Here is a 22,914-nt window from a genome sequence, read left to right on the forward strand (position 1 = left end):
GGCGAAGCCGGTTCCGCGGCATTTCTCGATAGGCCCCAGCGCTTTTTTGCAACCACCATTAACCAACCCAGAGACAAGCCCAAATGAAATTCTTCTTCAAGCCCCTTCTGATCGCCGCGCTGTGCGCCACCGCCGCCGCGGCCTGGGCCGACGTCAATGTCGGCGTGACGGTGTCGGCCACCGGCCCGGCCGCCTCGCTCGGCATTCCCGAGAAGAACACCATCTCGCTGATGCCCAAGACCCTCGGGGGCCAGAAGATCAACTACATCGTGCTCGACGATGCCTCCGACACCACTGCGGCCGTGGCCAACACCCGCAAGCTGATCGCCGAGAACAAGGTCGACATCGTGCTGGGCTCCACCACCACGCCCAACTCGCTCGCGATGATCGACGTGGTGAGCGAAGCCAAGGTGCCGATGATCTCCATCGCCGCCTCGGCTCGCATCATCGAGCCGATGGACGCCAAGAAGAAGTGGGTCTTCAAGACGCCACAGAACGACATCATGATGTCGCTCGCCATCGCCGAGCACATGGCCGCCAACGGCGTGAAGACCGTCGCCTACATCGGCTTCTCCGACGCCTACGGCGAAGGCTGGTCGGAAGAATTCGCCAAGGCTGCGGCACTCAAGAAGATCACCGTGGTTGCCAACGAGCGCTTCTCGCGCAGCGACACCTCGGTGACCGGCCAGGCGCTGAAGATCATGGCCGCCAAGGCCGATGCGGTGCTGGTCGGGGGCTCGGGCACGCCGGCCGCGCTGCCGCAGAAGACGCTCAAGGAGCGCGGCTACACCGGCAAGATGTACCAGACGCACGGCGTGGCGAATGCCGACTTCCTGCGCGTGGGCGGCAAGGACGTGGAAGGCACCTTCCTGCCGGCCGGCCCGGTGCTCGTGGCCGACCAGCTGCCCGCCAGCAACCCGGTGAAGAAATCAGCCATGACCTATGTGACTGCCTACGAGGCCGCGTACGGCAAGGGCACGGTCTCGACCTTCGGCGCGCACGCCTGGGACGCCGGCCTGCTGATGAGCTCGGCCGTGCCGGTCGCGCTCAAGAAGGCACAGCCGGGCACGCCTGAATTCCGCGCCGCATTGCGCGATGCGCTGGAGCAGACCAAGGATGTGTCGGGCGCGCACGGCGTGTTCAACATGACCGAGAAGGACCATCTGGGTCTGGACCAACGCGCCCGCGTGATGGTGAAGATCGAAAACGGCGCCTGGAAATACCAACCCTGATGTCTTTGCCTTGCTCCCTCCCCCTCTGGGGGAGGGCTGGGGTGGGGGCACGACGGCATTGACGTACGCGCAGCCGTGACTGCGGGGACCGCCCCCATCCCAACCTTCCCCCAAAGGGGGAAGGAGCCATGCGGTGCAGCGACTGATTCGATAAACGGGCCAAGCCCGAAGGTTTTCTTATGGATTTGCAGATCGCCCTGTTGTTGGGGCAGGACGGCATCGTCAACGGTGCCGTCTATGGATTGATGGCGCTCGCGCTCGTGCTGGTGTTCTCGGTCACGCGCGTCATCTTCATTCCCCAGGGCGAGTTCGTCGCCTTCGGGGCCCTCTCGATGGCCATGCTGCAGGCCGGCCGCGTGCCGGCCACGCTGTGGCTGCTGCTCGCGCTCGCGGTGATGGTGCTGATCGTCGAGTTCTGGCGCTGGAAGCGCGGCGCGGTGGTCGACTGGGCCTCGGCGCTCGCCTGGTGCGTGGTGCTGCCGCTGGCTGCCGCCGCGCTGGTGCTGCTGCTCAAGCCCACCTCGATGGCGGGTCAGACGCTCACCACGCTGATCCTCATCATGCCGCTCGGCCCCCTGCTCTATCGGCTGGCCTACCGGCCACTGGCGGATGCCAACGTGCTGATGCTGCTGATCGTCTCGGTCGCGCTGCATGGCGTGCTGGTCGGCCTCGGCCTGCTGTTCTTCGGCGCCGAGGGCTCGCGCACCACGGCCTTCTCGGACGCGCGCTTCGACATCGGCGGCATCCCGGTCAGCGGGCAATCGCTGGTGGTGGTCGGCGTCACGCTGCTGCTGGTGATCGCGATGTTCCTGTTCTTCGGGCGCTCGATGGTCGGCAAGGCATTGCGCGCCACCGCCATCAACCGCGTCGGCGCACGGCTCTCGGGCATTCCGACCGAACTGTCGGGTGACCTGAGCTTTGCGCTCGCGGCGCTGATCGGTGCGGTGTCGGGCCTGCTCATTGCGCCCATCACCACCGTGTACTACGACACCGGCTTCCTGATCGGCTTGAAGGGCTTCGTCGCGGCCATCGTCGGCGGGCTCGCGAGCTATCCGCTGGCGCTGGTCGGCGCGCTGCTGGTGGGGCAGCTCGAAGCCTTCGCCTCCTTCTGGGCCAGCCCGTTCAAGGAAGTGCTGGTCTTCACCCTGATCATTCCCGTGCTGTGGTGGCGTTCGCTGCGCAGCCATCATGTGGAGGACGAGGAATGAGCCCGTCTTCGAACCCTGTCGCTGTGAATGCGCCGCCCGCCGGCAAGCCGCTGGTCACGCCGCGCCAGCTCACCCTGATCTTCGTCGTCGCGCTCGCGCTGGCCTGGGGCTTCCTGCCCGAGTTCACCGTGTCCGTGCTGAGCAACATCGGGCTCTATGCGCTGGTCGCAGCCGGGCTGGTGATGCTCACCGGCGTGGGCGGCATGACCTCCTTCGGCCAGGCCGCCTTCGTCGGCATGGGCGCGTACGCCACCGCGTGGATCTGCACCTCGCCCACCGCCGCCGCATGGCTGGGCGGCGCGGTCAGCCCCGCATTGCTGCCATGGGCCGGCCTGCTGCTCGGCCTCGCCTTCACCTTCGCGCTGGCCTGGGTGCTGGGCGCAGTCACGCTCAAGCTGCAGGGCCACTACCTGCCGCTGTGCACCATCGCCTGGGGTTTGAGCCTCTACTTCCTGTTCGGCAACATGGAGTTCCTGGGCGGGCAGACCGGCATCACGGGCGTGCCGCCACTGGTGGTCGCCGGCGTGTCGCTCGCCACGCCGCGTGCGCTGGGCGTGGTGATCTGGGCCGTGCTGCTGCTCGCGCTGTGGGCCATGCACAACCTGCTCGATTCGCGCGAAGGCCGCGCCATCCGCGCGCTCAAGGGCGGGCGGCTGATGGCCGAGTCGATGGGCGTCGACACCGCACGTCATCGCATCAAGCTCTTCGTGCTGGCCGCGCTGCTCGCGGCGGTGTCGGGCTGGCTCTATGCGCACCTGCAACGCTTCGTGAACCCGACGCCCTTCAACCTGAACATCGGCATCGAACTCCTGTTCATGGCGGTGGTCGGCGGCGCGGGGCACCTGTGGGGCGCGGTGCTCGGCGCGGCACTCATCACGCTGCTGAAGGAAAAGCTGCAGGACGTGCTGCCCGCGCTGCTGGGCACGAGCGGCAACTTCGAAGTGATCGTGTTCGGCTTGCTGATGCTGTTCGTGCTGCAGCGCTTTGCGGACGGGCTCTGGCCCACGCTCTCGCGGCTCGCGAGCCGCTGGGTGCGCAACGAGGCGCCGAAGGCGGCGCCCGCCGCATCGAAAGCCGCGCCTGCGCAACTCGCTCAGCGCACGCTGCCCGCATCGGGCGAACTGCTGCTCGAAGCCAGCGACGTGAGCAAGCGTTTCGGCGGCCTCGTCGCCAACAACGCGATCTCGATGACGCTGAAGGCCGGCGAGATCCATGCGCTGATCGGCCCGAACGGCGCGGGCAAGAGCACCTTCTTCAACATGATCTCGGGCGTGGACGATCCGACCTCGGGCGTGGTGCGGCTCTCCGGCCAGTCGATGGCGACCAAGCCCTCGCGCGCCTTCGCCGCACTCGGCCTCGGCCGCACCTTCCAGCACGTGCGCCTGCTCGGGCAGCGCAGCGTGGTCGAGAACGTCGCGCTCGGCGCCCACCTGCGTGCCAGGCGCGGCTGGCTCGCCGCGATGCTGCGGCTGGACCGTGCCGAAGAAGCCGCGCTGATGGCCGAAGCACGCCGCCAGATCGAACGCTGCGGCCTCGGCGCGCATGCCGACACGCCGGCCGCATCGCTTTCGCTCGGCCAGCAGCGCGTGGTCGAAATCGCGCGCGCCCTCGCCGGCCAGCCCTCGGTGCTGCTGCTCGACGAACCTGCCGCGGGCCTGCGCCACCTGGAAAAACGCGCGCTTTCCGTGCTGCTGAGCCAGTTGCGCGCCGAGGGCCTGGGCATCCTCGTGGTGGAGCACGACATGGAGTTCGTGATGAACCTGGCCGACCGCATCACGGTGCTGGAGTTCGGCACCGTCATCGCCACCGGCACGCCGGCCGAGGTGCAAGCCAACCCGCGCGTGCTCGAGGCTTACCTCGGCGGCGCCGACGACGAACTGCTGGAAGACGCACGATGACCGCTCCCCTGCTCCAACTCGAAGACTTCTGCGTCGCCTACCGCACCGTCGAAGCGGTGCACAGCATTCGGCTGCATGTGAACGAAGGCGAGATCGTCACGGTCATCGGCCCCAACGGCGCGGGCAAGACCACGCTGCTGTGCGCGGCGATGGGCCTGCTGCCTTCCACCGGCGCGCTCACGCTCGCGGGCCAACGCATCGCGCGCCCCGGCGTCGAGACCATGGTGGCGCGCGGCGTGGCCCTCGTGCCCGAGCGGCGCGAGCTGTTCGGCGAGATGTCGGTCGAAGACAACCTGCTGCTCGGCGGCTTCTACCAGTGGCGCAAGGGCAAGCGCGACCAGCGCGCGCGCATGGAGGAGGTGTTCGATATCTTCCCGCGCCTGCGCGAGCGCAAGCCGCAGATGGCCTCCACGCTCTCGGGCGGCGAACGCCAGATGCTGGCCATCGGCCGCGCGCTGATGGCGCGGCCGCGCCTCCTGATGCTCGACGAACCCTCGCTCGGCCTCGCGCCGCTGGTGGTGCGCGAAGTGCTGCGCGTGGTCTCGCAACTGCGAAGCCATGGCGTTTCGGTGCTGCTCGTGGAGCAGAACGCGCGCGCCGCGCTGCAAGTGGCCGACCGCGCCTATGTGCTGGAGATGGGCGCCGTGGCGCTCGAAGGCAATGCGCGCGAGCTGCTGCACGACCAGCGAATCATCGACACCTACCTGGGCATCGGCAACCGCAACGCGGAACCTGCCGTCGCCTGAACCCCGGACGCTCAAGGACTTTCATGACCACCCTACAAAGCTACATCGCCGGCCGCTGGATCGGCAAAGAGAGCGCGCAGCAACTGCGCAGCGCCATCAACGGCCAGCCCGTGGCCAGCACGCACGCCGAAGCCATCGACTTCGCCGAAGCGCTGCAGTACGCACGCCGCACCGGCATCCCCGCGCTCATGAAGCTCGACTTCCAGCAGCGCGCCGAACGACTGAAGGCGCTGGCCAAGTACCTCGCCGCGAACAAGGAAACGCTCTATGCGATCTCGGCCCATACGGGCGCCACACGCGCCGACAGCTGGATCGACATCGAAGGCGGCGCCGGCACGCTGAGCGCCTACGCCGGCATCGGCTCCAACGAGCTGCCCTCAGGCAACCTCGTGCACGAAGGCCCGGCCTTCCCGCTCGGCAAGAAGGGCGGCTTCGCGGGCACGCACATCCTGGTGCCGCGCGGCGGCGTGGCGGTGCACATCAACGCCTTCAACTTTCCGGTGTGGGGCCTGCTGGAGAAATTTGCGCCCAGCTTCCTCGCGGGCATGCCGTGCATCGGCAAGCCGGCCTCGGCCACCAGCTACCTCACCGAGGCTGCGGTGCGGCTCATCGTGCAGTCGGGCATCCTGCCCGAGGGCAGCCTGCAGCTGGTGATCGGCGGCACGGGCGACCTGCTCGATCGCCTCGAAGGGCCGGACGTGGTCACCTTCACCGGTTCGGCCGATACCGCGGCCAAGCTGCGCGTGCATCCGAACCTGGTGCGCCAGTCGATCCCGTTCAACGCCGAGGCCGACTCGCTCAACTGCGCGATCCTCGCGCCCGATGTGACGCCCGACGACGAGGAGTTCGATCTCTTCGTGAAGGAAGTGGCGCGCGAGATGACGACCAAGGCAGGCCAGAAGTGCACCGCGATCCGCCGCGCGATCGTGCCGCGCCAGCACCTCGATGCGGTGGCCGAGCGCCTGCGCGCGCGGCTCGCGAAAACGGTCATCGGCGATCCGTCGCGTGAAGAGGTGCGCATGGGCGCCCTCGCCTCGCATGCGCAGCAGGTCGATGTGGCCGAGCGCGTGGCCACGCTGCTGCAGGGCGCCGAGCTGGTCTACGGCGAGCGCGACGGCTTCTCGCCCGTGGGCGACGGCGTGAGCGAAGGCGCCTTCTTCGCGCCCACGCTGCTGCTGAGCCGCAAACCCCTCGAACACGATGCCGCACACGACGTCGAGGCCTTCGGCCCCGTCAGCACGCTGATGCCTTATGACGGCATCGACGAAGCGTTGGCGCTCGCCGCTCGCGGCCGCGGCAGCCTCGTCGGCACGCTGGTCACGCGCGATCCGGCCGTCGCGGCCAAGGCCATTCCTGTCGCTGCCGCATGGCACGGTCGCCTGCTGGTGCTCGACCGCGAAGCCGCCACCGAATCGACCGGCCACGGCTCGCCGCTGCCGCAGCTCAAGCACGGCGGCCCCGGCCGCGCGGGCGGCGGCGAAGAACTGGGCGGCCTGCGTGCCGTGAAGCACTACCTGCAGCGCGCCGCGGTGCAGGGCTCGCCCACCATGCTGGCCGCGATCACCGGCGAGCACGTGCGCGGCGCGGCCGTGCGCGAGAGCGATGTGCATCCGTTCCGCAGCTACTTCGAAGACCTGCGCATCGGCGACTCGCTGCTCACCCACCGCCGCACCGTCGGCGAGGCCGACATCGTGGCCTTCGGCGGCATCTCGGGCGACTATTTCTACATGCACTTCGACGAGGTCGCGGCGAAGGAGTCGCCCTTCGGCAAGCGCATCGCGCACGGCTACTTCGTGCTGTCGGCGGCCGCGGGCCTGTTCGTCTCGCCCGCGCCGGGCCCGGTGCTCGCCAACTACGGCCTGGACACGCTGCGCTTCGTCAAGCCCGTGGGCATCGGCGACACCATCCGCGCGCGCCTGACCTGCAAGCGCAAGATCGACCGCAACAAGAAGGATGCGAGCGGCCAGGGTCAGGGCGTGGTGGCCTGGGACGTGGAGGTGACGAACCAGGATGGCGACGTGGTCGCGAGCTACGATATCCTGACGCTCGTCTCCAAGAAACCAGAAACCACCTGATGTTCGATCTCACGGGAAAAGTCGCGCTCGTCACCGGCGGCAACGGCGGCATCGGCCTTGGCATGGCGCAGGGCCTCGCGAAGGTCGGTGCGCGCGTCATCGTCGCGGCGCGCAATGCACAGAAATCGGCCGCCGCGGTCGAGGCGCTGAAGGCCTTGGGCAGCGACAGCTTCGCGCTCGAAGTTGATGTGAGCGACGAGGCCTCGGTGCAGAAGGCTTTCGACGACGCGGCCGCGCGCTGCGGCCGGCTCGACATCCTCGTGAACAACGCCGGCACCACGGTGCGCAAGCCCGTCGACCAGCTCTCGCTGGACGAGTGGAACAAGGTGCTGGGTACCAACCTCACGAGCGCCTTCCTCTGCAGCCGCGCCGCGCACCCGCATCTGAAGGCGGCCGGCGGCGGCAAGATCATCAACATCGGCTCGATGATGTCGATCTTCGGCGCGCCCTATGCGCCGGCCTATGCGGCGAGCAAGGCGGGCATCGTGCAGCTCACCAAGTCGACCGCGCTCTCGTGGGCGGCCGACAACATCCAGTGCAACGCGATCCTGCCCGGCTGGTTCGAGACCGAGCTCACCGATGGCGCCCGCACACAGATTCCGGGCTTGTATGACCGCGTGGTGGCCCGCGCCGCTGCCGGCCGCTGGGGCCAGCCGGCCGACATCGCCGGCACCGCGGTGTTTCTCGCGAGCCCCGCGTCCGACTACGTGACGGGCACGGCCATTCCGGTCGACGGCGGGTTTTCTATCTCTGGCTGAAGACGGGCGGCCCGTGTAGATTCGGCCGCCATGCTCTTCTGGTTCCAGATCTTCCTTCTCGTCGCCGGCACCGCCGCCCTGCTCTATGTCTCGCGCGGGCCGCTGACACAGCCCGGCTCGCACGGCTTCTACCGCTTTTTCGCGTGGGAATGCATGCTGGTGCTGATCGTCGTGAACCTGCCGGTGTGGCATGTCGATCCGTTCTCGGCCACGCAGATTCTTTCCTGCATATTCCTGGCGCTGTCGATCTGGCTGCCGATCCACGCGGTGCGCCTGCTCAAGGCACAAGGCAAGCCGAGCGATGCGCGCAATGACGACCCGGCTCTCTATGGTTTCGAAAAGACCTCCTCGCTCGTGACCTCCGGCGCCTTCCGCTACATCCGCCACCCGATGTACACCGCGCTGATGCTCCTGGCCTGGGGGGCTTTCCTCAAGCAGTTCACCTGGCTCACGCTGGCACTGGTGCTGGCGGCCACGCTGCTCTTGGTGCTGACGGCGCTGCGCGACGAGAAGGAATGCATCGCGCATTTCGGCGACACCTACCGCGACTACATGCGCGGGACGCGGCGCTTCATTCCGTTCGTGGTGTGAAAGCCGCCACCGTACATCGGGTCATGCTGGCACTCTGGGCCGCGGTTGCGCTCGCCTCCCTGGGTGGATGTGTGCTGGCGCCTGCCGTCGTGCGCGCCTCGCAGCAGCCGTATCACAACAGGATGGATGCGCTGGAAGAGCGCTACGTGCAACTCCGGGCCGAGCGCAAGAACCTGGTCGCGGCGCTCGAAGGCATCTCCCCGGAAGAAGGCGCGCCGCAGAGGGAGCGGCTGGCGGCGGTGAACGCTGAAATCCGGGAGGTTGCCTTGCAGCTCGATCTGCCTGTCTCCAACAAGTAGCTGCCGGCCCGAAGGTAATATCCGCGCCTCTTCCCCGGCGCCCCGACCTCTTCATGTCCTCCCCGAAACGCACGGCCTTTCCCTCCGCCGTGCAGGCCATCCTGCTGTTCGTGGCGCTGTTTCTCTGCGAACTCGTAGTCGGCGCGGCGCTCCGGGACGCCAACGGCTGGCTCGGGCTGAACCGCATGCAGCTGGGCGTACTCTCCACGGTGCTGAGCAATGGCTGCGTGTTCGCAGTGGTCATGCACTACCAGCAGCTCACCTACCGCCAGCTCTTTCACCAGTCGCCCATTTCGGCACCGGCCACGCTGATGCTGGTGGTGCCGCCGGTGCTGCTGCTCGTGCCCGCGCTGATGGTGACGGTGATGGCCGCGCTCAACCTGCTGATGTACGTTGCGCCGCTCTCGCCGTGGGAAGAATCGCTGTTCAGCCGCATGGCCGACGGCAGCGTCGCCGCCACGCTGGCGGTGTGCGTGGTGGCGCCGCTGCTCGAGGAGATGCTGTTCCGCGGCATCGTGCTGCGCGGCTTCCTGCAGCGCTATGCGCGCTGGCATGCCATCGTCGGCTCGGCCGTGCTGTTCGGGGCCGCGCACCTGAACATCTACCAGTTCCTCGTCGGGCTGGTGCTGGGCACGGTGCTCGGCTGGCTCTATGAGCGCACCCGCTCGCTCATTCCGTGCATCGCGCTGCATGCCGCCTACAACACCGGCACCATGTTCGTCGGCGACTGGCCCACGGATGCGTCGAGGGCGGACGCGGTGTGGACTTTGTTGCTGGTCGTAGTAGCGGCCGTTGTGGGCACGCTGGCCCTGCGGCGCCTGCTGGTGACGCCGGGGGCGGGCGGGCGTGGGCCCTGAGCCGCCAGGGCTGGCTAGCTAGTGCCCCTCCCGTTCCGTCTGGTGCACTTCACTGATATCGCTGCCTTGCAGGGTGCCTCGAGGTTGGTGCAGCGCCATACTACAACCGTCTAGATCGACTTCTCAACGGCGGGAAAGATGAAGCGTTTTTTGTATTCGTTCGTTCTTGTCGCTCTCGCAGGATGTGCGAGCAGCGGACCTATTGAAATACTCACAGAAGGTCTTGGAAGCAACCAAATAGCAACGCTAAATCCCGCACCGATGCCTGCCTCGGTGATCATGAGTATTGACGGAAGAAGGCCGGAAAACTGCTTTACCAATTGTTCGTTTTATCGTCCTGTGCGCATTCCTGCTGGCAAGCACAAAGTGAAGCTAGACCTGTACTTGCCGGGCCTTGCAAGCGATGAAAGCATGCCGAGCATTCCGACAGATCGGGTCGCAGAGGCACAGAAAACAAAATTAACGCTTGGGTCTCTATTCGTTTCGACCTTTTATATAGACGAACAGGAGTTCACATTCGACGCTGAGAAAAGCTATCAGCTAAGGTACGGATACATCAGCAAAGACCGCGAACCTTATCTGTGGTGGGAGGTAACTGAGCCACGTTAGCAGGAGGCAATACCCATCGGCTCCAAAAATTCCTCGGCAAGGATTTCGCCGGGGTGCGGGTACGGTACTTGGCGCGCCATGGACACTCCTTTTGTTCAGGCGGCCTTCGTCAGTCCATACCTAAAGCCGCAACGGTGGCAGCGGCCGCGCATCCACCGCCTCGCCATCGACAATGAAGTGCCCGCCCGCCACATGGTGCAACGTGCGCAGTTCGTCATGGCCGGTGAAGTTCCAGCGCCCGTTCTCGAACACGCGCGCGTCGGCCTGTGCGGCGATCACTTCACCGAGAAAGAGGTCGTAGCGCTCCTGGATCAGCGGCTCGGGCAGCAGCCGGCATTCGAGCCAGGCGGCGCAGCCTTCGAGCAACGGCGCATCGGTGGCGGTGCCCGCGAAGGTCTGAAGGCCATAGGCTGCGAACTTGTCGTGCCCCGAGGTCTCGACGATCTCGCGGCCCGAGCTGTTGCCCAGTGCTTCGGTCAGGTCGAGCTGCGCGCGCGTAGGCACCTGCAGCGCGAAGGTGCCCGCGCCTTCGAGCAGCACGCGCGTCCAGGTGCTCTTGTCGAGCACCACGGCCACCTTGGGCGGATCGAAGTCCAGCGGCATCGCCCAGGCGGCGGCCATGATGTTGCGTTGCCCGCCATGTGCGGCGCTCACGAGAACAGTGGGGCCGTGGTTGAGCAGGCGATAGGCCTTGGCCAGCGGGACGGGGCGGCGGTGGGAGGCGTTCATGCGCGACAGCCTATCAAAACCGATGCCGCCGGCGATGTCAGGCCGCGGTCTGCCGGAACCTGCTAGCGTGGGCGCCGTTCACGTTCAGTCACCCGCTGCTGCAGCCCAGGGAGATCGATGTCCGCACCAGTCCGCCAGGCAAGCCCCACCGCCCGCCGCCCCGGCATCGCCGACCTCGTGGCGGGCCTGTCCATCGCGGGCCTGCTGCTGCCCGAGGCCGTGGCCTATTCGGGCATCGCGGGGCTGCCGCCGCAGGCCGGCGTGATCGCGCTCTTCGCCGGGCTGCTGGTCTATGGCCTCTTCGGCAGCAGCCGCTTCGCGATCGTTTCCGCGACCTCGTCCTCGGCCGCCGTGCTGTTCGCGGCCACGACCTCGATCCCGGGTGTCGATGCCGCGACACGGCTGCTGCTGGGCGCGGGCATCGTGCTGCTGGCCGGCGTGTTCTTCGTCATCGCGGGCATCGCGAAACTCGGCGCCGTCTCGAGCCTGATCGCCAAGCCGGTGCTGCGCGGCTTCGCACTCGGCCTCGCGCTGACCATCGTGGTCAAGCAGTTGCCCAAGGTGCTGGCGGTGCAGCCGGCACACAGCGATTTCTTCCGGCTCGTGGCCGGCCTCGCCGCCGAATGGCGGCACTGGAACCTCGCCGGTGCGGCCATGGCACTGGTCGCGCTCGTGCTGCTGCGCGGCCTCGCGCGCTGGCGCGCGGTGCCGGCGGCGCTGCTGGTGATCGTGGGCGGCATCGTGCTCGACGTGAATGGCCTGTGCCACGCCTGGGGCGTGGCGGCGGTCGGGCCGATCTCGCTCGACTTCTCGCATCCCCGCGTGCCCGAGCTCGACCGCGCCCAGTGGCTCAGCCTGGGCGAGCTGGCCTTCGCGATGGCGCTGATCCTCTATGCGGAGTCCTACGGCTCGATCCGCACCTTCGCGATGCGCCACGGCGACAGCGTCTCGACCAACCGCGACCTGCTCGCGCTGGGCGGCGCCAACCTGCTCTCGGCGCTGTTCCAGGGCATGCCGGTGGGCGCCGGCTACTCGGCCACCTCCGCCAACGAAGCCGCGGGCGCGCAGAGCCGTGCGGCCGGCATCGTGGCCGGCCTCGTGGTGCTGGTGGCCGTGCTCACGCTGCTGCCCTGGATCGCCCACACGCCCGAGCCGCTGCTGGCGGCCATCGTGATCCACGCGGTCGGCCACACGCTGAACCCCGCGGCGCTGCGGCCGTACTTCCAGTGGCGGCGCGACCGGCTGGTGGCGCTGGTGGCAGTGGCCGCGGTGCTGCTTCTCGGCGTGCTCGATGGCCTGCTCGCCGCCATCGGCGTGAGCCTGTTGCTGCTGTTGCGCGGCTTCTCGCGCACCACCGTGAGCTGGCTCGGCCGGCTGGGGCAGAGCCACGACTATGTCGACACCGGCCGCCACCCCGAGGCGGTGGTGCCGCCGGGCGTGCTGATCGCGCGGCCCGAGGTGCCGCTCTTCTTCGGCAATGCGGACGCAGTGTTCGCCGCGATCCGCACCCGCATCGACGCGACGCCTGCCCTGCAACGCATGGTGCTGAGCCTGGAAGAGTCGCCCGACCTGGACGCCACGGCCATCGAGGCACTGACCGATTTCGCCGCCTATGTGCGCGTGCGCGGTGCGCACCTGTCGCTCGCGCGCGTGAAGGACGAGGTGCGCGACCTGCTGGCCAAGGTCGATTGCCCCGATCTGCCCGCAGCGGTCTATGCGCCGTGGAGCGTGGACGACGCGGTGCAATGAGCCGTTCAAGAGATTGCGCGATACTTCGCGCCCCCAAACCCCGGAGTCCTGCCCGTGAACCCAACGCAAGCCAGCTACACCGCCCTCGCCACCTCGCTCATGCGCGCGCTTCACACGCGCGGCGATCCCGCGCCGCTGCTGGACGATCCGTGGGGCGACCGCCTGGTGCCCGAGGCCGTGAAGGCCGGCTTGCGCGAGCGCGCGATGGCACGGCTGGACCCCGCCGTGCGCGCCGCGGCCGCCGCATCGCCCGACAAGGTGCTCGATGGCGCACTGCGCGCGAACGCGGGATACGCCGAGGTGATCCTGCGCAGCCGCTACACCGAGGACGCGCTGAAGGCGGCGGTGGCGCGTGGCGTCACGCAGTACGTGCTCATCGGCGCCGGCTTCGACAGCTTTGCCTGCCGCCGCCCGGCCTGGGCCGAAGGCTTGCACATCTACGAAGTGGACCACCCGGCCACGCAGCAGCTCAAGCGCGCGCGCCTCCAGCAATGCGACGTCGCCGAATCCGATACGGTGCATTTCGTGGCGGCGGACCTGTCCGAGGAGACGCTGCAGTCGGCCCTCGCGCGCTCGTCCTTCCAGCCGACGCAACCCACCTTCTTCGCCTGGCTCGGCGTCACCGTGTACCTGACGCGCGAGGCCAACCTGGCGACGCTGCGCGCCATCGCTTCCAGCGCACCAGCCGGCAGCGAACTGGTCTTCACCTACATCGACGAAGCGATCCTGCGCGCCGACGCCGTGGGCGACGAGCGGTTCAACCAGTTGCGCAGCGATGTGTCGTCCGTCGGGGAGTCCTTCCTCTCGGGCTTCGACCCCGCGACGCTGAATACGCTGCTGCAAGGCACCGGCCTGCTGCTGGAGGAAGACCTCGGCGGAGACCAGTTCGTCGCCCGGTACGACGCCGCGGGCGTCAACGGCCTGCGGGCGGCCGGCGCGGCGCACATCGCGCACGCGCGCGTCGTCGTCAGCGCAGCGCCGCCTGCCGCCTGAACTCGCTCGGGCTTCCGCCCGTGTGGTCGCGGAACACGCGGCTGAAGTGCGAGAGGTTGCTGAAGCCCGAGGCCAGCGCGATGTCGGTGATCGAGCGCGCCGCGTTCGCCGGATCGAGCAGATCGCGAATGCTGGCCGCGAGCCGCTGGTGAAGGATGTAGCCGGTCAGCGTGTCGTCGTCGCCCGCGAAGGCACTGTGCAGCAGGCGCTTGCTGCAGCGCAGGGCCAGCGCCATGCCGTCGATCGACAGCGCCGGGTCGTGCAGGTTCTGCGCCACATGGCGATGGATGCGGTCCTTCAGCGCCTCGCGCTGGGTGCGCGGCGTGCCCTGGCCCGCGAGTTCCATCAGCGAGAGCCGCACCAGCTGGATCAGCAGCTCGCCCGCGCCGCGCGCGGCGGCTTCGCTCATGAAGGGCAGCTCAAGGTAGGTGTTGCGCATCGTCTCCAGCGCCACGCGCGAGATGCCGCTGTCGCCGCCGATGCGGCGCGCCACGAGGTCGGCGAGCGGCAGCGCGGGCGAGGCGATCTGATCCTTGGGCAACATCACGATCAGGTGATCGCTGCGCTCGGGGTTCTCCACGTGGTAGTCCATGGTGGTGTCGTAGAGCGTCCATCCGCCCGAACGCACCGCGGCCGCGCGGCCGCGCTGCGTGACCTCGGCCGAGCCCTGCCAGGGCGCGACGATCTTCAAGTAGGGCGCATCGCTCAGGCGCGCCATCTGCGGCGTGCGCAGCACGCGGTGGCGATTCGCCTCGAGCCGCGTGAGGATCACGTCGCCCGCATGCGAGGCGGCGATGTGGCCGTCGAACTCGCTGTCGCCGTACAGGTCGGAGTCGAGGCCGCCGAAATGCCGCCACACCCACTCGCACCACTGCGGCCCGCGCTCCTTCGGCGGGATCGGGTCGGTGGACAGCAGCAGGGACTCGGTCATGGGCGGCAGCGAAAGATGGCAGCGCATTGTGAAGCGCCGGGCGGACATCCGGACTTTCGGGTTAACCACTAGGCGACTGCACGCTGCGTCAAGTGCTTTGTGCGCGGCAGGCACAGCACGCGAAGGCCGCCGTTCCTACGATGGCGGCAGCGGGCGCGCACCGACGCCCGGAAGGAGACTTCTGATGTTTCACGCCACACGCCGCCGCTGGATACAAGGGGCGGCCACCGCCCTGGGCACCGCTGCCGTCGCCCCGCGCCTGTTCGCGCAGAGCGGCCCCGTCCGCATCGGCTACGCCATTGCGCGCACCGGCCCGTGGGCGGCCGGCGCGCAGGTCAGCCAGGAGCCCAACTACCTGCTGTGGGCCGAACAGGTCAATGCCGCGGGCGGACTCTCGGTGAAGGGCGCCAAGCGGCCAATCGAGCTGATCGGCTACGACGACCGCAGCGAGACCGAGACCTGCGTGCGCACCTTCGAGAAGTTGATGGGCAGCGACAAGGTCGACCTCGTGCTGCCGCCCTGGGGGTCGGGCGCCAACTTCGCGGTCGCGCCGCTGGCCAACCGCTTCGGCTATCCGCTGCTCGCGCCCACCGCGCTCTCGCGCAAGCTCATCGACATGCGCCTCCCCTTCTTCTTCTCGCTGCTGCAACAGCCCGACAAGATGATGGGCGCCCTGGTCGACATGCTGGTGGCGAACAACGTGAAGACCATCGCCATCGTCTACATGGACGACCTGTTCGGCCTGGAGAACTTCGCGGCGCTCAACAACGCGCTGAAGAAGACCCAGATCCAGGTGCTCGACCGCAAGAGCTACCCGCTCGGCGTGAAAGACCTCGCGCCCGTGCTGCGCACCATGAAGGACCTGAACCCCGACGCCTTCATCGGCATCACCTACCCGCCGGACACCATCCTTGCGAGCCGCCAGGCGCGCGAGGTGGGCTTCAACCCAAAGTTCTTCTACGCCTCGGTGGGCACCGCCTTCCAGCTCTACAAGAACGTGATGGCGGCCAACACCGAAGGCGTGATCGGCATGGGCTCCTGGAACAGCAAGACCAGCCCCGAGGCCAAGGCGTATTTCGATGCGCACACGAAGAAGTTCGGCAAGGAGCCCGACCGCTGGGCCAGCGGCCATGCGTGGGCGGGCCTGCAGATCCTGCAGCAGGCGGTGGAAAAGGTGGGCCTGGACCGCAAGGCGCTGCGCGAGCAGATCGCGAAGAACGAGTTCAAGACCATCCTCGGCCCGATCCGCTTCGAAGGCAGCGAGAACGCGTCGATCCCGGGCACCGTCGCGCAGTGGCAGGGCAACGACTTCGAGGTGGTCTGGCCCAAGGACCGCGCCACCGCGCAACTGATGCCGAAGCCGGCCTGGAAATAACAGCGTGTCGTTCTCTGGATGGGCCGAGCTCCTCGCCGGTGGATTGATCACGGGCGGCATCTATGCGCTGGTCGCCATCGGGCTGAACCTGCAGTACGGGCTGATGCGCATCATGAACATCTCGCACGGCGAGTTCCTGATGCTCGGCGCGTTTCTCACCTGGTGGGCGCACACGGCGCTGGGCATTTCGCCGCTGGTCTTCATGCCGGTCGCGTTCGCGCTGCTGATGGCGCTGGGCATGGCGGTGCACTGGCTGTGCTTCCGGCAGGTGGCGGCGCGCGCGCCGAACGTCGATGTGTTCGAGGCGCGCAGCCTGATGGTGGGCTTCGGGCTGATGTTCCTCGTGCAGAACACGGCGCTGCTGATCTGGGGCGGTGACCTGCGCGGCTACGACTACCTGGCCGAGCCGGTGCAGTTCGGCGAGATGCGCTTCACCGCCAACAAGTTATTGCTGTTCGGCGTGGCGCTGGCGCTCAGCGTCGTGCTCATCGCATTGCTCAAGCTCACGCTGCTGGGCAAGGCAGTGCGTGCGCTGATGCAGTCGCCCACCGGCGCGCAACTCGTGGGCATCAACACGAAGCGGCTGCATCCGCTGATGTTCGGCATCGGCCTCGGCCTCTCGGGCGTGGCCGGCGCGCTGCTGTCGATGACCTACGAGATCTCGCCCTCGATGGGCGAGCCCTACACCGTGACGGCGCTGATCGTCATCACCCTCGGCGGCTTCGGCAGCATCGCGGGCAGCCTCGTCGGCGGCCTGCTGCTGGGCGTGGTGGAAGCGCTGGGCATGTACTACACGAGCCCCTCGCTCAAGATGCTGCTGTCGTATGCCGTGTTCATCGGCGTGCTGATCTGGCGGCCCAACGGACTGTTCTCCCGCAAATGATTTCACTCATTCAAAACAAGCCCTGGTGGGTGCTCGCCATCGGCCTCGTGCTGGCGGCCGCCGTGCCGTGGGTCGCGTCCGAATTCATCGTCTCGGTGGCGCTCGGCTGTCTGATGTACATCGCGCTGGCCACAAGCTGGTCGCTGTTCTGCGGTGCCACGCGGTATCTCTCGCTCGCGACCTCGGCCTTCTTCGGGCTCGGCGCGTATGCGAGCGCCACGCTGCTAGAGGTGCTGCCGTGGCCGCTGGTCATCCTGAGTGGCGCGGCCATCGCGAGCGCGGTGGCGGTGCTGATGGGCGCGGCGGTGCTGCACCTGCGCGGCACGTATTTCGCGGTGCTGACCTTCGGCATGACGGAGCTGATCCGCCATGCGGTGACCTTCGTCGAGAAGCAGGTCTCGGGCACGGTGGGGCGCGTGCTCACCGTGGTGCCGTCGAACGAGACGGTGTACCTCACGGTGCTGGCGATCGCAGGTGTTGCGATTGCCACCGCCCTGCTGGTCAAGCGCAGCCGCTTCGGCCTCGCGCTGGCCGGCATCGGCGCCGACGAGCAGCGCGCGCAGACACTCGGCGTGGACACGCGCCGCGTGAAGATCGCGGGCTTCGCGCTCACCGCCGCCTTCGCAGGTGCGGTCGGCGCAGCCATGGCGGTGCGCTGGACCTACATCGAACCGGCTGCCGTGTTCAGCCCCTTCATCGGCTTCCAGACCGTGCTGATCGCGATGATCGGCGGGGCCGCCAGCATCGGCGGACCGGTGGCCGCGGCCATCGTCTTCAGCCTGCTGTCGGAGACGCTGCGGCTGCAGCTGCCCTACGGCTACATGATGGTGCTCGGGCTGCTGCTGATCCTGTGCGTGATGTACCTGCCCAACGGCCTCGCATCGCTCTGGCAGCGCAAGGTGGCGGCATTGCGGGGGCACGGCCATGACTAGCGCGCAGCCTCTTCTCGAAGCCCGCGAACTCACCGTGCGCTTCGGTGGACTCACCGCGGTCGATGCGGTGAGCGCGACGCTGCATGCGGGCGAGCTGGTCGGCATCATCGGGCCGAACGGCGCGGGCAAGACGACCTTCTTCAACGCGATCTCGGGCGTGGTCATGCCGACTTCGGGCCGCTTGCTGGTCGAAGGCGATGTGGACCTCACGCGGCGCGGCCCGCATCTCTACGCCGCCCACGGCATCGCGCGCACCTTCCAGACGCCGCGCGTGATGGCCGACATGACGCTCGAAGACAACGTGCGCTTCGGCATGCAGTTCGCGGGACGCCATCGCACGCCCATCGCGGGGCTGGGCAGCACGGGCGAAATTCTCGACATGCTGGGCCTCGGCCACCTCGCGAAGAACATCGCGGCCGAAGTGACGCCCTCGCAGCAGCGGCTGCTCGAGATCGGTATGGCGCTCGGCACCCGGCCGCGCGTGCTGCTGCTCGATGAAGTGGCGGCGGGCCTCACCGAAGCGGAGGTCGATGCGATGGCACGGCGCATCCGCAAGCTGCGCGACGAGCACGGCCTCACGGTCGTGTGGATCGAGCATGCGGTCACCACGTTGCTGAAGTACGTCGAGCGTGTGCTGGTGCTGCACCAGGGCCGCAAGATCGCGGACGGAACGCCCGCTGAGGTTGTGCGCAATGCCGAGGTGGTCGAGGCTTATCTCGGCGACGAGATGGAGGCCACCGCATGAGCGCCGCGCCGGGCCGCCCCAAGCAAGCTCGCACCGCGGTGCGAAGCACGAAGGTACTTCAATGACCGCCTCGCAACTCACCGTGCGCGGCCTGTCCGCGGGCTACCACGGCTTCCAGGTGATCCAGGACATGAGCCTCGACGTGCTGCCCGGCATCACCGTCGTGCTCGGGCCCAACGGCGCGGGCAAGACCACGCTGCTGAAGGCGCTGGCGGGGCTGTTGCCGCGCATGGGCGATGCGGTGCTTGACGACGCGGCACTGCCTTCGGGCGACGCCACCGCCTGCGTGCGCCGCGGCCTCGCACTGGTCGCCGAGGGCCGCCAGCTCTTCCCGCAGATGACCGTCACCGAGAACCTCGAACTCGGCGGATGGCTGCTGCCCGCGCGCCTGCGCACCGAGCGCCTCGCGCGCGCCTTCGACGACTTCCCGCGCCTGAAGGAGCGCGCCACGCAACTCGCCGGCACCATGAGCGGCGGCGAGCAGCAGATGGTGGCAGTCGCCCGCGCCATGATGAGCGCCCCTCGCCTCCTGATGCTCGACGAGCCTTCGCTCGGCCTCGCGCCGCGCATGGTCGACGAGTTGCTTGCCATCGTCCGCCGCATCGCATCGCAGGGCGTGACCGTGCTGATGGTCGAGCAGAACGTGCGCAAGGCCCTGCAGGCGGCCGACCGCGGCTACGTGCTCGAACGCGGGCGCGTCGTCGCCTCGGGCGAGGCGCGGGCGCTGCTCGATTCCGACGTGGTGCGGCAGGCCTACCTGGGCGTCGCCTGACGCCTTCACCTTCTTTCTCAAAGGACACACTTCATGACCGACGTTTTCATGTTCATCGACGGCGAGCACCGTTCTGCTTCGGGCGGCGCCACCTTCGAGCGCCGCAACCCGCTGGACGGCGGCGTTGCCACCCGCGCGCCCTCGGGCACGCCGGCCGATGCCGTCGCGGCGGTAGAGGCGGCACAGCGCGCCTTCGCCACCTGGTCGCAGACCGGCCCCGGCGAGCGCCGCGCGCTGCTGCAGAAAGCGGCGCATGCCATCGAGGCACGCGCCGATGCCTTCATCCAGGCCATGGCGCGCGAGACCGGCGCGTCGGCCCAGTGGGCGGGCTTCAACGTGCACCTCGCGGCCGGCCTGCTCACCGAGGCCGCGTCGCTCACCACGCAGATCAGCGGCGAAGTGATTCCATCGGACGTTCCCGGCAGCCTCGCCATGGGCGTGCGGCAAGCAGCGGGCGTGGTGCTCGGTATCGCGCCGTGGAATGCGCCGGTGATCCTCGCCACGCGCGCCATCGCCACGCCGCTCGCCTGCGGCAACACCGTGGTGCTCAAGGGCTCGGAGCTGTGCCCCAAGACGCACGCGCTCATCATCGAAGCGCTGAACGAAGCCGGCCTGCCGAAGGGCGTCGTCAACTTCGTGACCAATGCGCCCGCCGATGCTGGCGCCGTGGTCGAAGCCATGGTTGCGCACCCCGCAGTGCGCCGCATCAACTTCACGGGCTCCACGCGCGTGGGCCGGCTCATCGCCCAGACCTGCGCCAAATACCTGAAGCCCGCCGTGCTCGAACTCGGCGGCAAGGCGCCGCTGGTGGTGCTGGACGATGCCGACATCGACGCCGCGGTGAACGGCGCGATCTTCGGCGCGTTCGCCAACTCCGGGCAGATCTGCATGTCGACCGAGCGCATCGTGGTGGACAACGCCATTGCCGATGAATTCGTCGCGAAGTTCGCCGCGCGTGCGCAAAGCCTGCCGCTCGGCGACCCGCGCGAAGGCCCTGTCGTGCTGGGTTCGGTGGTGGACATGAGCACGGTCGCGCGCTGCAACGCGCTGATCGACGACGCGCTCGCCAAGGGCGCGAAGCTGGTCTGCGGCGGCAAGGCGACCAGCACGCTGATGCCCGCGACGGTGCTCGACCATGTGACCGCGGCCATGGAGATCTACCGTGAGGAGTCCTTTGGCCCGGTGAAGGCGGTGGTGCGCGTGAACGGTGTGGAAGAAGCCGTCGCCACCGCGAACGACAACGAGTTCGGCCTGTCGTCCGCCGTGTTCGGTCGCGACGTGGCGCGCGCGTGGAACGTGGCGCGCCGCATCGAGGCCGGCATCTGCCATGTCAACGGCCCGACCGTGCACGACGAAGCGCAGATGCCTTTCGGCGGTGTCAAGTCATCGGGCTACGGTCGCTTCGGCGGCAGGGCCGGTGTCGAGGCCTTCACCGAACTGCGCTGGCTCACGGTGCAGACGACGCCGCGGCACTACCCGTTCTGAGTCGCGGCCTCGGGCTACGACCGACCGGATTCTTCCGGCGCGGTGGTCGCGGGAATCCACATCACCAGGGGGCGGAGCCAGCGCGGGCGCCAGCTCAGCGTGAACGTCACGACCAGCGCCGAGCCGGCGAGCGTCATGAACCAGACCAGCGAAGCCATCGAGACATGGTCCGCGCCAAGGCACAGCACGAGCGACCCGAGCACGCAGGCCGCCCCGAGGATGCGCAGGAGCCGGACCATGCGCGGAGCGCACTGCGCATCGGTGCGCACCTGCTCCCAGTGCACATCCATCGACAGCGCGAGAAGGCCGGCACCGGCAACGCTTGCGACCATGGCGGCGAGCAGAAGCATGGCGTCAGGCACGGGCGGCCGAGGTGTGGGTGCCGGGCGCGAGTCGCGCGGAGGCGGCCGTCGCCGCTTCGGCACGGCGCTTGAGCATGCGCGCTGCCACCACGGCCAGCGCGGCGCTCGCGATGAGGGAAAGATCGACGCCCGCCACCGGCCAGTAGCCGGTGCCGAGGGTGCGAAGCAGATGGTCGCCCGTGGTGACCCAGTTGAGCAGCACGGCCGCCACGGCCAGCACGGCGGCGGCCCAGCATTGCTCGGCCCAGGCGGGCGACAGGCGGCCTTCGGCGGTGGGCGCGGTGCGCCAGATGCCGTGGGCGAAGGCCAGCAGCCAGGCGCCCAGGAAGACGCCCTTCTCCCAGCCGCCGCGCAGCGGCAGGCTGTCGGGCAGCAGGCGATTGGCCACGAGCATGGCGAAGGTCGCGACCAGGAGGCCGGTCACGGTGGCGACCGCGCAGGCATCCACCCAGCGCGCGCCGCTCACGCCCTGCTTGGCATGCTGGCGCTTACGCTTTTCCACGAAGAAGATGAAGCCGGTGGCGATGCACGCGCAGCCCGACAGCCCGCCGAGCACGTACAGCCAGCGCAGCAGCCAGTGCTCGAAATGCTGCAGGTGCAGGCCGGTCAGGAAGTCCACGATGCCGGCCACGACCGTCGGCGGCGGGTCTTCGCGGATCAACTCGCCCGTGGACCCCTTGAAATGGATGCCTTCGCCGGTGAGGGTGACGCGATCGCTGCCCGCGCGATAGACGCTCACGTAGGCATTGGCATCGTTCACATGCTGCACCACGAGCATGCCGACCTCGCCCGCCGCGTCGCGGGCGGCCCAGCGTCGCTTGGCCTCGGCCACCATCGCATCCACCGACGCCAGCGTGCCGGGAACGCCGGCGCGGTCATGCGGCAGCCCGGTCTTCTGCGCGTCGAGTTTCTCGTGCAGCTCGTGCAGCGGCTCCAGCTGGGTGTGCGTGACCGGGAAGTAGACCCCCGCGAAAACCACCAGGCCCGACAGCGCGAAGATGAAGTGGAAGGGCAGCGCCACCACGCCCGTCAGGTTGTGAAGGTCGAGCACGCTGCGCTGCGTGTGCTTGGCCGGACGGAAGGTGAACAGCTCGCGGAAGATCTTGCGGTGCATCACCACGCCGCTCACCAGCGCGACCAGCATCACGAGTGCCGCGAGGCCGACGATCCAGGTGCCCAGGTTCATCCAGTCGAGGTGCAGGCTGTAGTGCAGCGGGTAGAAGAACTCGCTGCCGAGCTTGAGCCGGTCTTCGGGCAGCGCCTTGCCGACGCGCGGGTCGATGGTCCGCTGGCCGAACACGCCGTCTTCAGGATCCTTCGCGTTGGGCAGCGTGAAGTTCGCATACAGGCTCAGCACCGGATCGCGATGGGTGGTGTAGGCGGTCCACTGCTTGGGGCTGAAGCTCTGGGCCATCGGCCCGTTCACGCGGCTGCGCGCCTCGTCGATGCTCTGCGCGGTGGGCTTGATGTCCTGGAAGATGGGCAGCAGCATGCGATCGAACGACGGCATCGGCTGCGGATCGAAACGGGTCTCGGGGATCGCCCAGCGATCGATCTCGCGGTCGAACACCGACAGCGAGCCGAAGAAGAAGACGACCATCAGAACGAAGCCCAGCGTCAGGCCGAACCAGGTGTGCAGCCAGGCCATGGACAGCCGGAAGTTCTGAAACACGGGAAAGCTCCTA

At 68.2% G+C, this 22,914-nt stretch carries 22 protein-coding genes; 18 read left to right on the plus strand and 4 right to left on the minus strand.

Annotated elements, in window-relative coordinates; translation table 11 throughout:
- The first annotated feature begins 83 nt into the window (after nt 1-83).
- The 10 genes from NU688_RS25245 (at nt 84) to NU688_RS25290 (ending at nt 10,273) form a co-directional block, all read left to right on the plus strand.
- Nucleotides 84-1,232: an ABC transporter substrate-binding protein gene (locus tag NU688_RS25245; RefSeq protein ID WP_257863571.1), complete on the plus strand. Its 1,149-nt coding sequence runs from the start codon at nt 84-86 to the stop codon at nt 1,230-1,232.
- A 179-nt stretch (nt 1,233-1,411) separates the two neighbouring features.
- Nucleotides 1,412-2,440, plus strand: a complete 1,029-nt coding sequence (locus NU688_RS25250; RefSeq protein WP_206177578.1) for a branched-chain amino acid ABC transporter permease — start codon at nt 1,412-1,414, stop codon at nt 2,438-2,440.
- Nucleotides 2,437-4,338 (plus strand): branched-chain amino acid ABC transporter ATP-binding protein/permease, encoded by a 1,902-nt coding sequence (locus NU688_RS25255; protein ID WP_257863572.1) that lies wholly within the window; start codon nt 2,437-2,439, stop codon nt 4,336-4,338. Before NU688_RS25250 ends, NU688_RS25255 begins: the two co-directional genes overlap by 4 nt.
- Nucleotides 4,335-5,084, plus strand: a complete 750-nt coding sequence (locus tag NU688_RS25260) for an ABC transporter ATP-binding protein (protein ID WP_257863573.1) — start codon at nt 4,335-4,337, stop codon at nt 5,082-5,084. The genes NU688_RS25255 and NU688_RS25260 overlap by 4 nt, the downstream gene beginning before the upstream one ends.
- A 23-nt stretch (nt 5,085-5,107) precedes the next feature.
- Nucleotides 5,108-7,159 (plus strand): phenylacetic acid degradation bifunctional protein PaaZ, encoded by a 2,052-nt coding sequence (gene paaZ / locus NU688_RS25265; RefSeq protein WP_257863574.1) that lies wholly within the window; start codon nt 5,108-5,110, stop codon nt 7,157-7,159.
- On the plus strand, nt 7,159-7,917 hold the full coding sequence (locus NU688_RS25270; RefSeq protein WP_257863575.1) for an SDR family NAD(P)-dependent oxidoreductase: 759 nt from the start codon (nt 7,159-7,161) through the stop codon (nt 7,915-7,917). The genes paaZ and NU688_RS25270 overlap by 1 nt, the downstream gene beginning before the upstream one ends.
- Nucleotides 7,918-7,947: 30 nt before the next feature.
- Nucleotides 7,948-8,508, plus strand: a complete 561-nt coding sequence (locus NU688_RS25275; protein ID WP_257863576.1) for an isoprenylcysteine carboxylmethyltransferase family protein — start codon at nt 7,948-7,950, stop codon at nt 8,506-8,508.
- Between the two features lie 23 nt (nt 8,509-8,531).
- Entirely contained in the window at nt 8,532-8,807 is a 276-nt protein-coding gene (locus tag NU688_RS25280) for a hypothetical protein (protein WP_206177572.1), read from the plus strand.
- Between the two features lie 53 nt (nt 8,808-8,860).
- Nucleotides 8,861-9,664, plus strand: a complete 804-nt coding sequence (locus NU688_RS25285) for a CPBP family intramembrane glutamic endopeptidase (protein WP_257863577.1) — start codon at nt 8,861-8,863, stop codon at nt 9,662-9,664.
- Nucleotides 9,665-9,802: 138 nt separating this feature from the next.
- The gene (locus tag NU688_RS25290; RefSeq protein ID WP_257863578.1) at nt 9,803-10,273 is read left to right on the plus strand and encodes a hypothetical protein; all 471 of its coding nucleotides are present in this window, start codon (nt 9,803-9,805) and stop codon (nt 10,271-10,273) included.
- 120 nt (nt 10,274-10,393) lie between these two features.
- On the opposite strand, the gene NU688_RS25295 is transcribed toward NU688_RS25290, so the two are convergent.
- Nucleotides 10,394-11,002, minus strand: coding sequence for a flavin reductase family protein (locus NU688_RS25295; RefSeq protein WP_257863579.1), 609 nt, complete (start codon nt 11,000-11,002; stop codon nt 10,394-10,396).
- A gap of 117 nt (nt 11,003-11,119) precedes the next feature.
- Here NU688_RS25295 and NU688_RS25300 point away from each other — a divergent pair, with 117 nt between their 5' ends.
- Together NU688_RS25300 and NU688_RS25305 are read left to right on the plus strand one after the other, a co-directional pair.
- Nucleotides 11,120-12,751 (plus strand): SulP family inorganic anion transporter, encoded by a 1,632-nt coding sequence (locus NU688_RS25300; protein ID WP_257863580.1) that lies wholly within the window; start codon nt 11,120-11,122, stop codon nt 12,749-12,751.
- A gap of 54 nt (nt 12,752-12,805) precedes the next feature.
- The gene (locus NU688_RS25305; protein ID WP_257863581.1) at nt 12,806-13,744 is read left to right on the plus strand and encodes a class I SAM-dependent methyltransferase; all 939 of its coding nucleotides are present in this window, start codon (nt 12,806-12,808) and stop codon (nt 13,742-13,744) included.
- Here the strand turns inward: NU688_RS25305 and NU688_RS25310 are convergent.
- The gene (locus NU688_RS25310; protein ID WP_257863582.1) at nt 13,719-14,675 is read right to left on the minus strand and encodes a helix-turn-helix domain-containing protein; all 957 of its coding nucleotides are present in this window, start codon (nt 14,673-14,675) and stop codon (nt 13,719-13,721) included. The genes NU688_RS25305 and NU688_RS25310 overlap by 26 nt on opposite strands.
- Before the next feature lie 184 nt (nt 14,676-14,859).
- Here NU688_RS25310 and NU688_RS25315 point away from each other — a divergent pair, with 184 nt between their 5' ends.
- From NU688_RS25315 to NU688_RS25340, 6 genes are all read left to right on the plus strand, one after another.
- Nucleotides 14,860-16,050: an amino acid ABC transporter substrate-binding protein gene (locus tag NU688_RS25315; protein ID WP_257863583.1), complete on the plus strand. Its 1,191-nt coding sequence runs from the start codon at nt 14,860-14,862 to the stop codon at nt 16,048-16,050.
- Between the two features lie 4 nt (nt 16,051-16,054).
- Entirely contained in the window at nt 16,055-16,933 is an 879-nt protein-coding gene (locus NU688_RS25320) for a branched-chain amino acid ABC transporter permease (RefSeq protein ID WP_257863584.1), read from the plus strand.
- Nucleotides 16,930-17,865 carry a branched-chain amino acid ABC transporter permease gene (locus NU688_RS25325; protein ID WP_257863585.1) on the plus strand — a complete coding sequence of 312 codons (936 nt, stop codon included), beginning with the start codon at nt 16,930-16,932 and terminating at the stop codon, nt 17,863-17,865. The genes NU688_RS25320 and NU688_RS25325 overlap by 4 nt, the downstream gene beginning before the upstream one ends.
- The gene (locus NU688_RS25330) at nt 17,858-18,610 is read left to right on the plus strand and encodes an ABC transporter ATP-binding protein (protein WP_257863586.1); all 753 of its coding nucleotides are present in this window, start codon (nt 17,858-17,860) and stop codon (nt 18,608-18,610) included. The genes NU688_RS25325 and NU688_RS25330 overlap by 8 nt, the downstream gene beginning before the upstream one ends.
- 61 nt (nt 18,611-18,671) lie before the next feature.
- Entirely contained in the window at nt 18,672-19,382 is a 711-nt protein-coding gene (locus NU688_RS25335; protein WP_257863587.1) for an ABC transporter ATP-binding protein, read from the plus strand.
- 33 nt (nt 19,383-19,415) lie between these two features.
- Entirely contained in the window at nt 19,416-20,867 is a 1,452-nt protein-coding gene (locus tag NU688_RS25340) for an aldehyde dehydrogenase (protein ID WP_257863588.1), read from the plus strand.
- Nucleotides 20,868-20,881: 14 nt separating this feature from the next.
- Here the strand turns inward: NU688_RS25340 and NU688_RS25345 are convergent, their stop codons facing one another.
- Nucleotides 20,882-21,217 (minus strand): DUF3325 domain-containing protein, encoded by a 336-nt coding sequence (locus NU688_RS25345; RefSeq protein WP_257863616.1) that lies wholly within the window; start codon nt 21,215-21,217, stop codon nt 20,882-20,884.
- 4 nt (nt 21,218-21,221) lie between these two features.
- Nucleotides 21,222-22,901 carry a PepSY domain-containing protein gene (locus NU688_RS25350; RefSeq protein WP_257863589.1) on the minus strand — a complete coding sequence of 560 codons (1,680 nt, stop codon included), beginning with the start codon at nt 22,899-22,901 and terminating at the stop codon, nt 21,222-21,224.
- Between the last annotated feature and the right edge of the window lie 13 nt (nt 22,902-22,914).

The sequence above is a fragment of the Variovorax sp. ZS18.2.2 genome (genome assembly GCF_024701975.1).
GTDB lineage: Bacteria > Pseudomonadota > Gammaproteobacteria > Burkholderiales > Burkholderiaceae_C > Variovorax.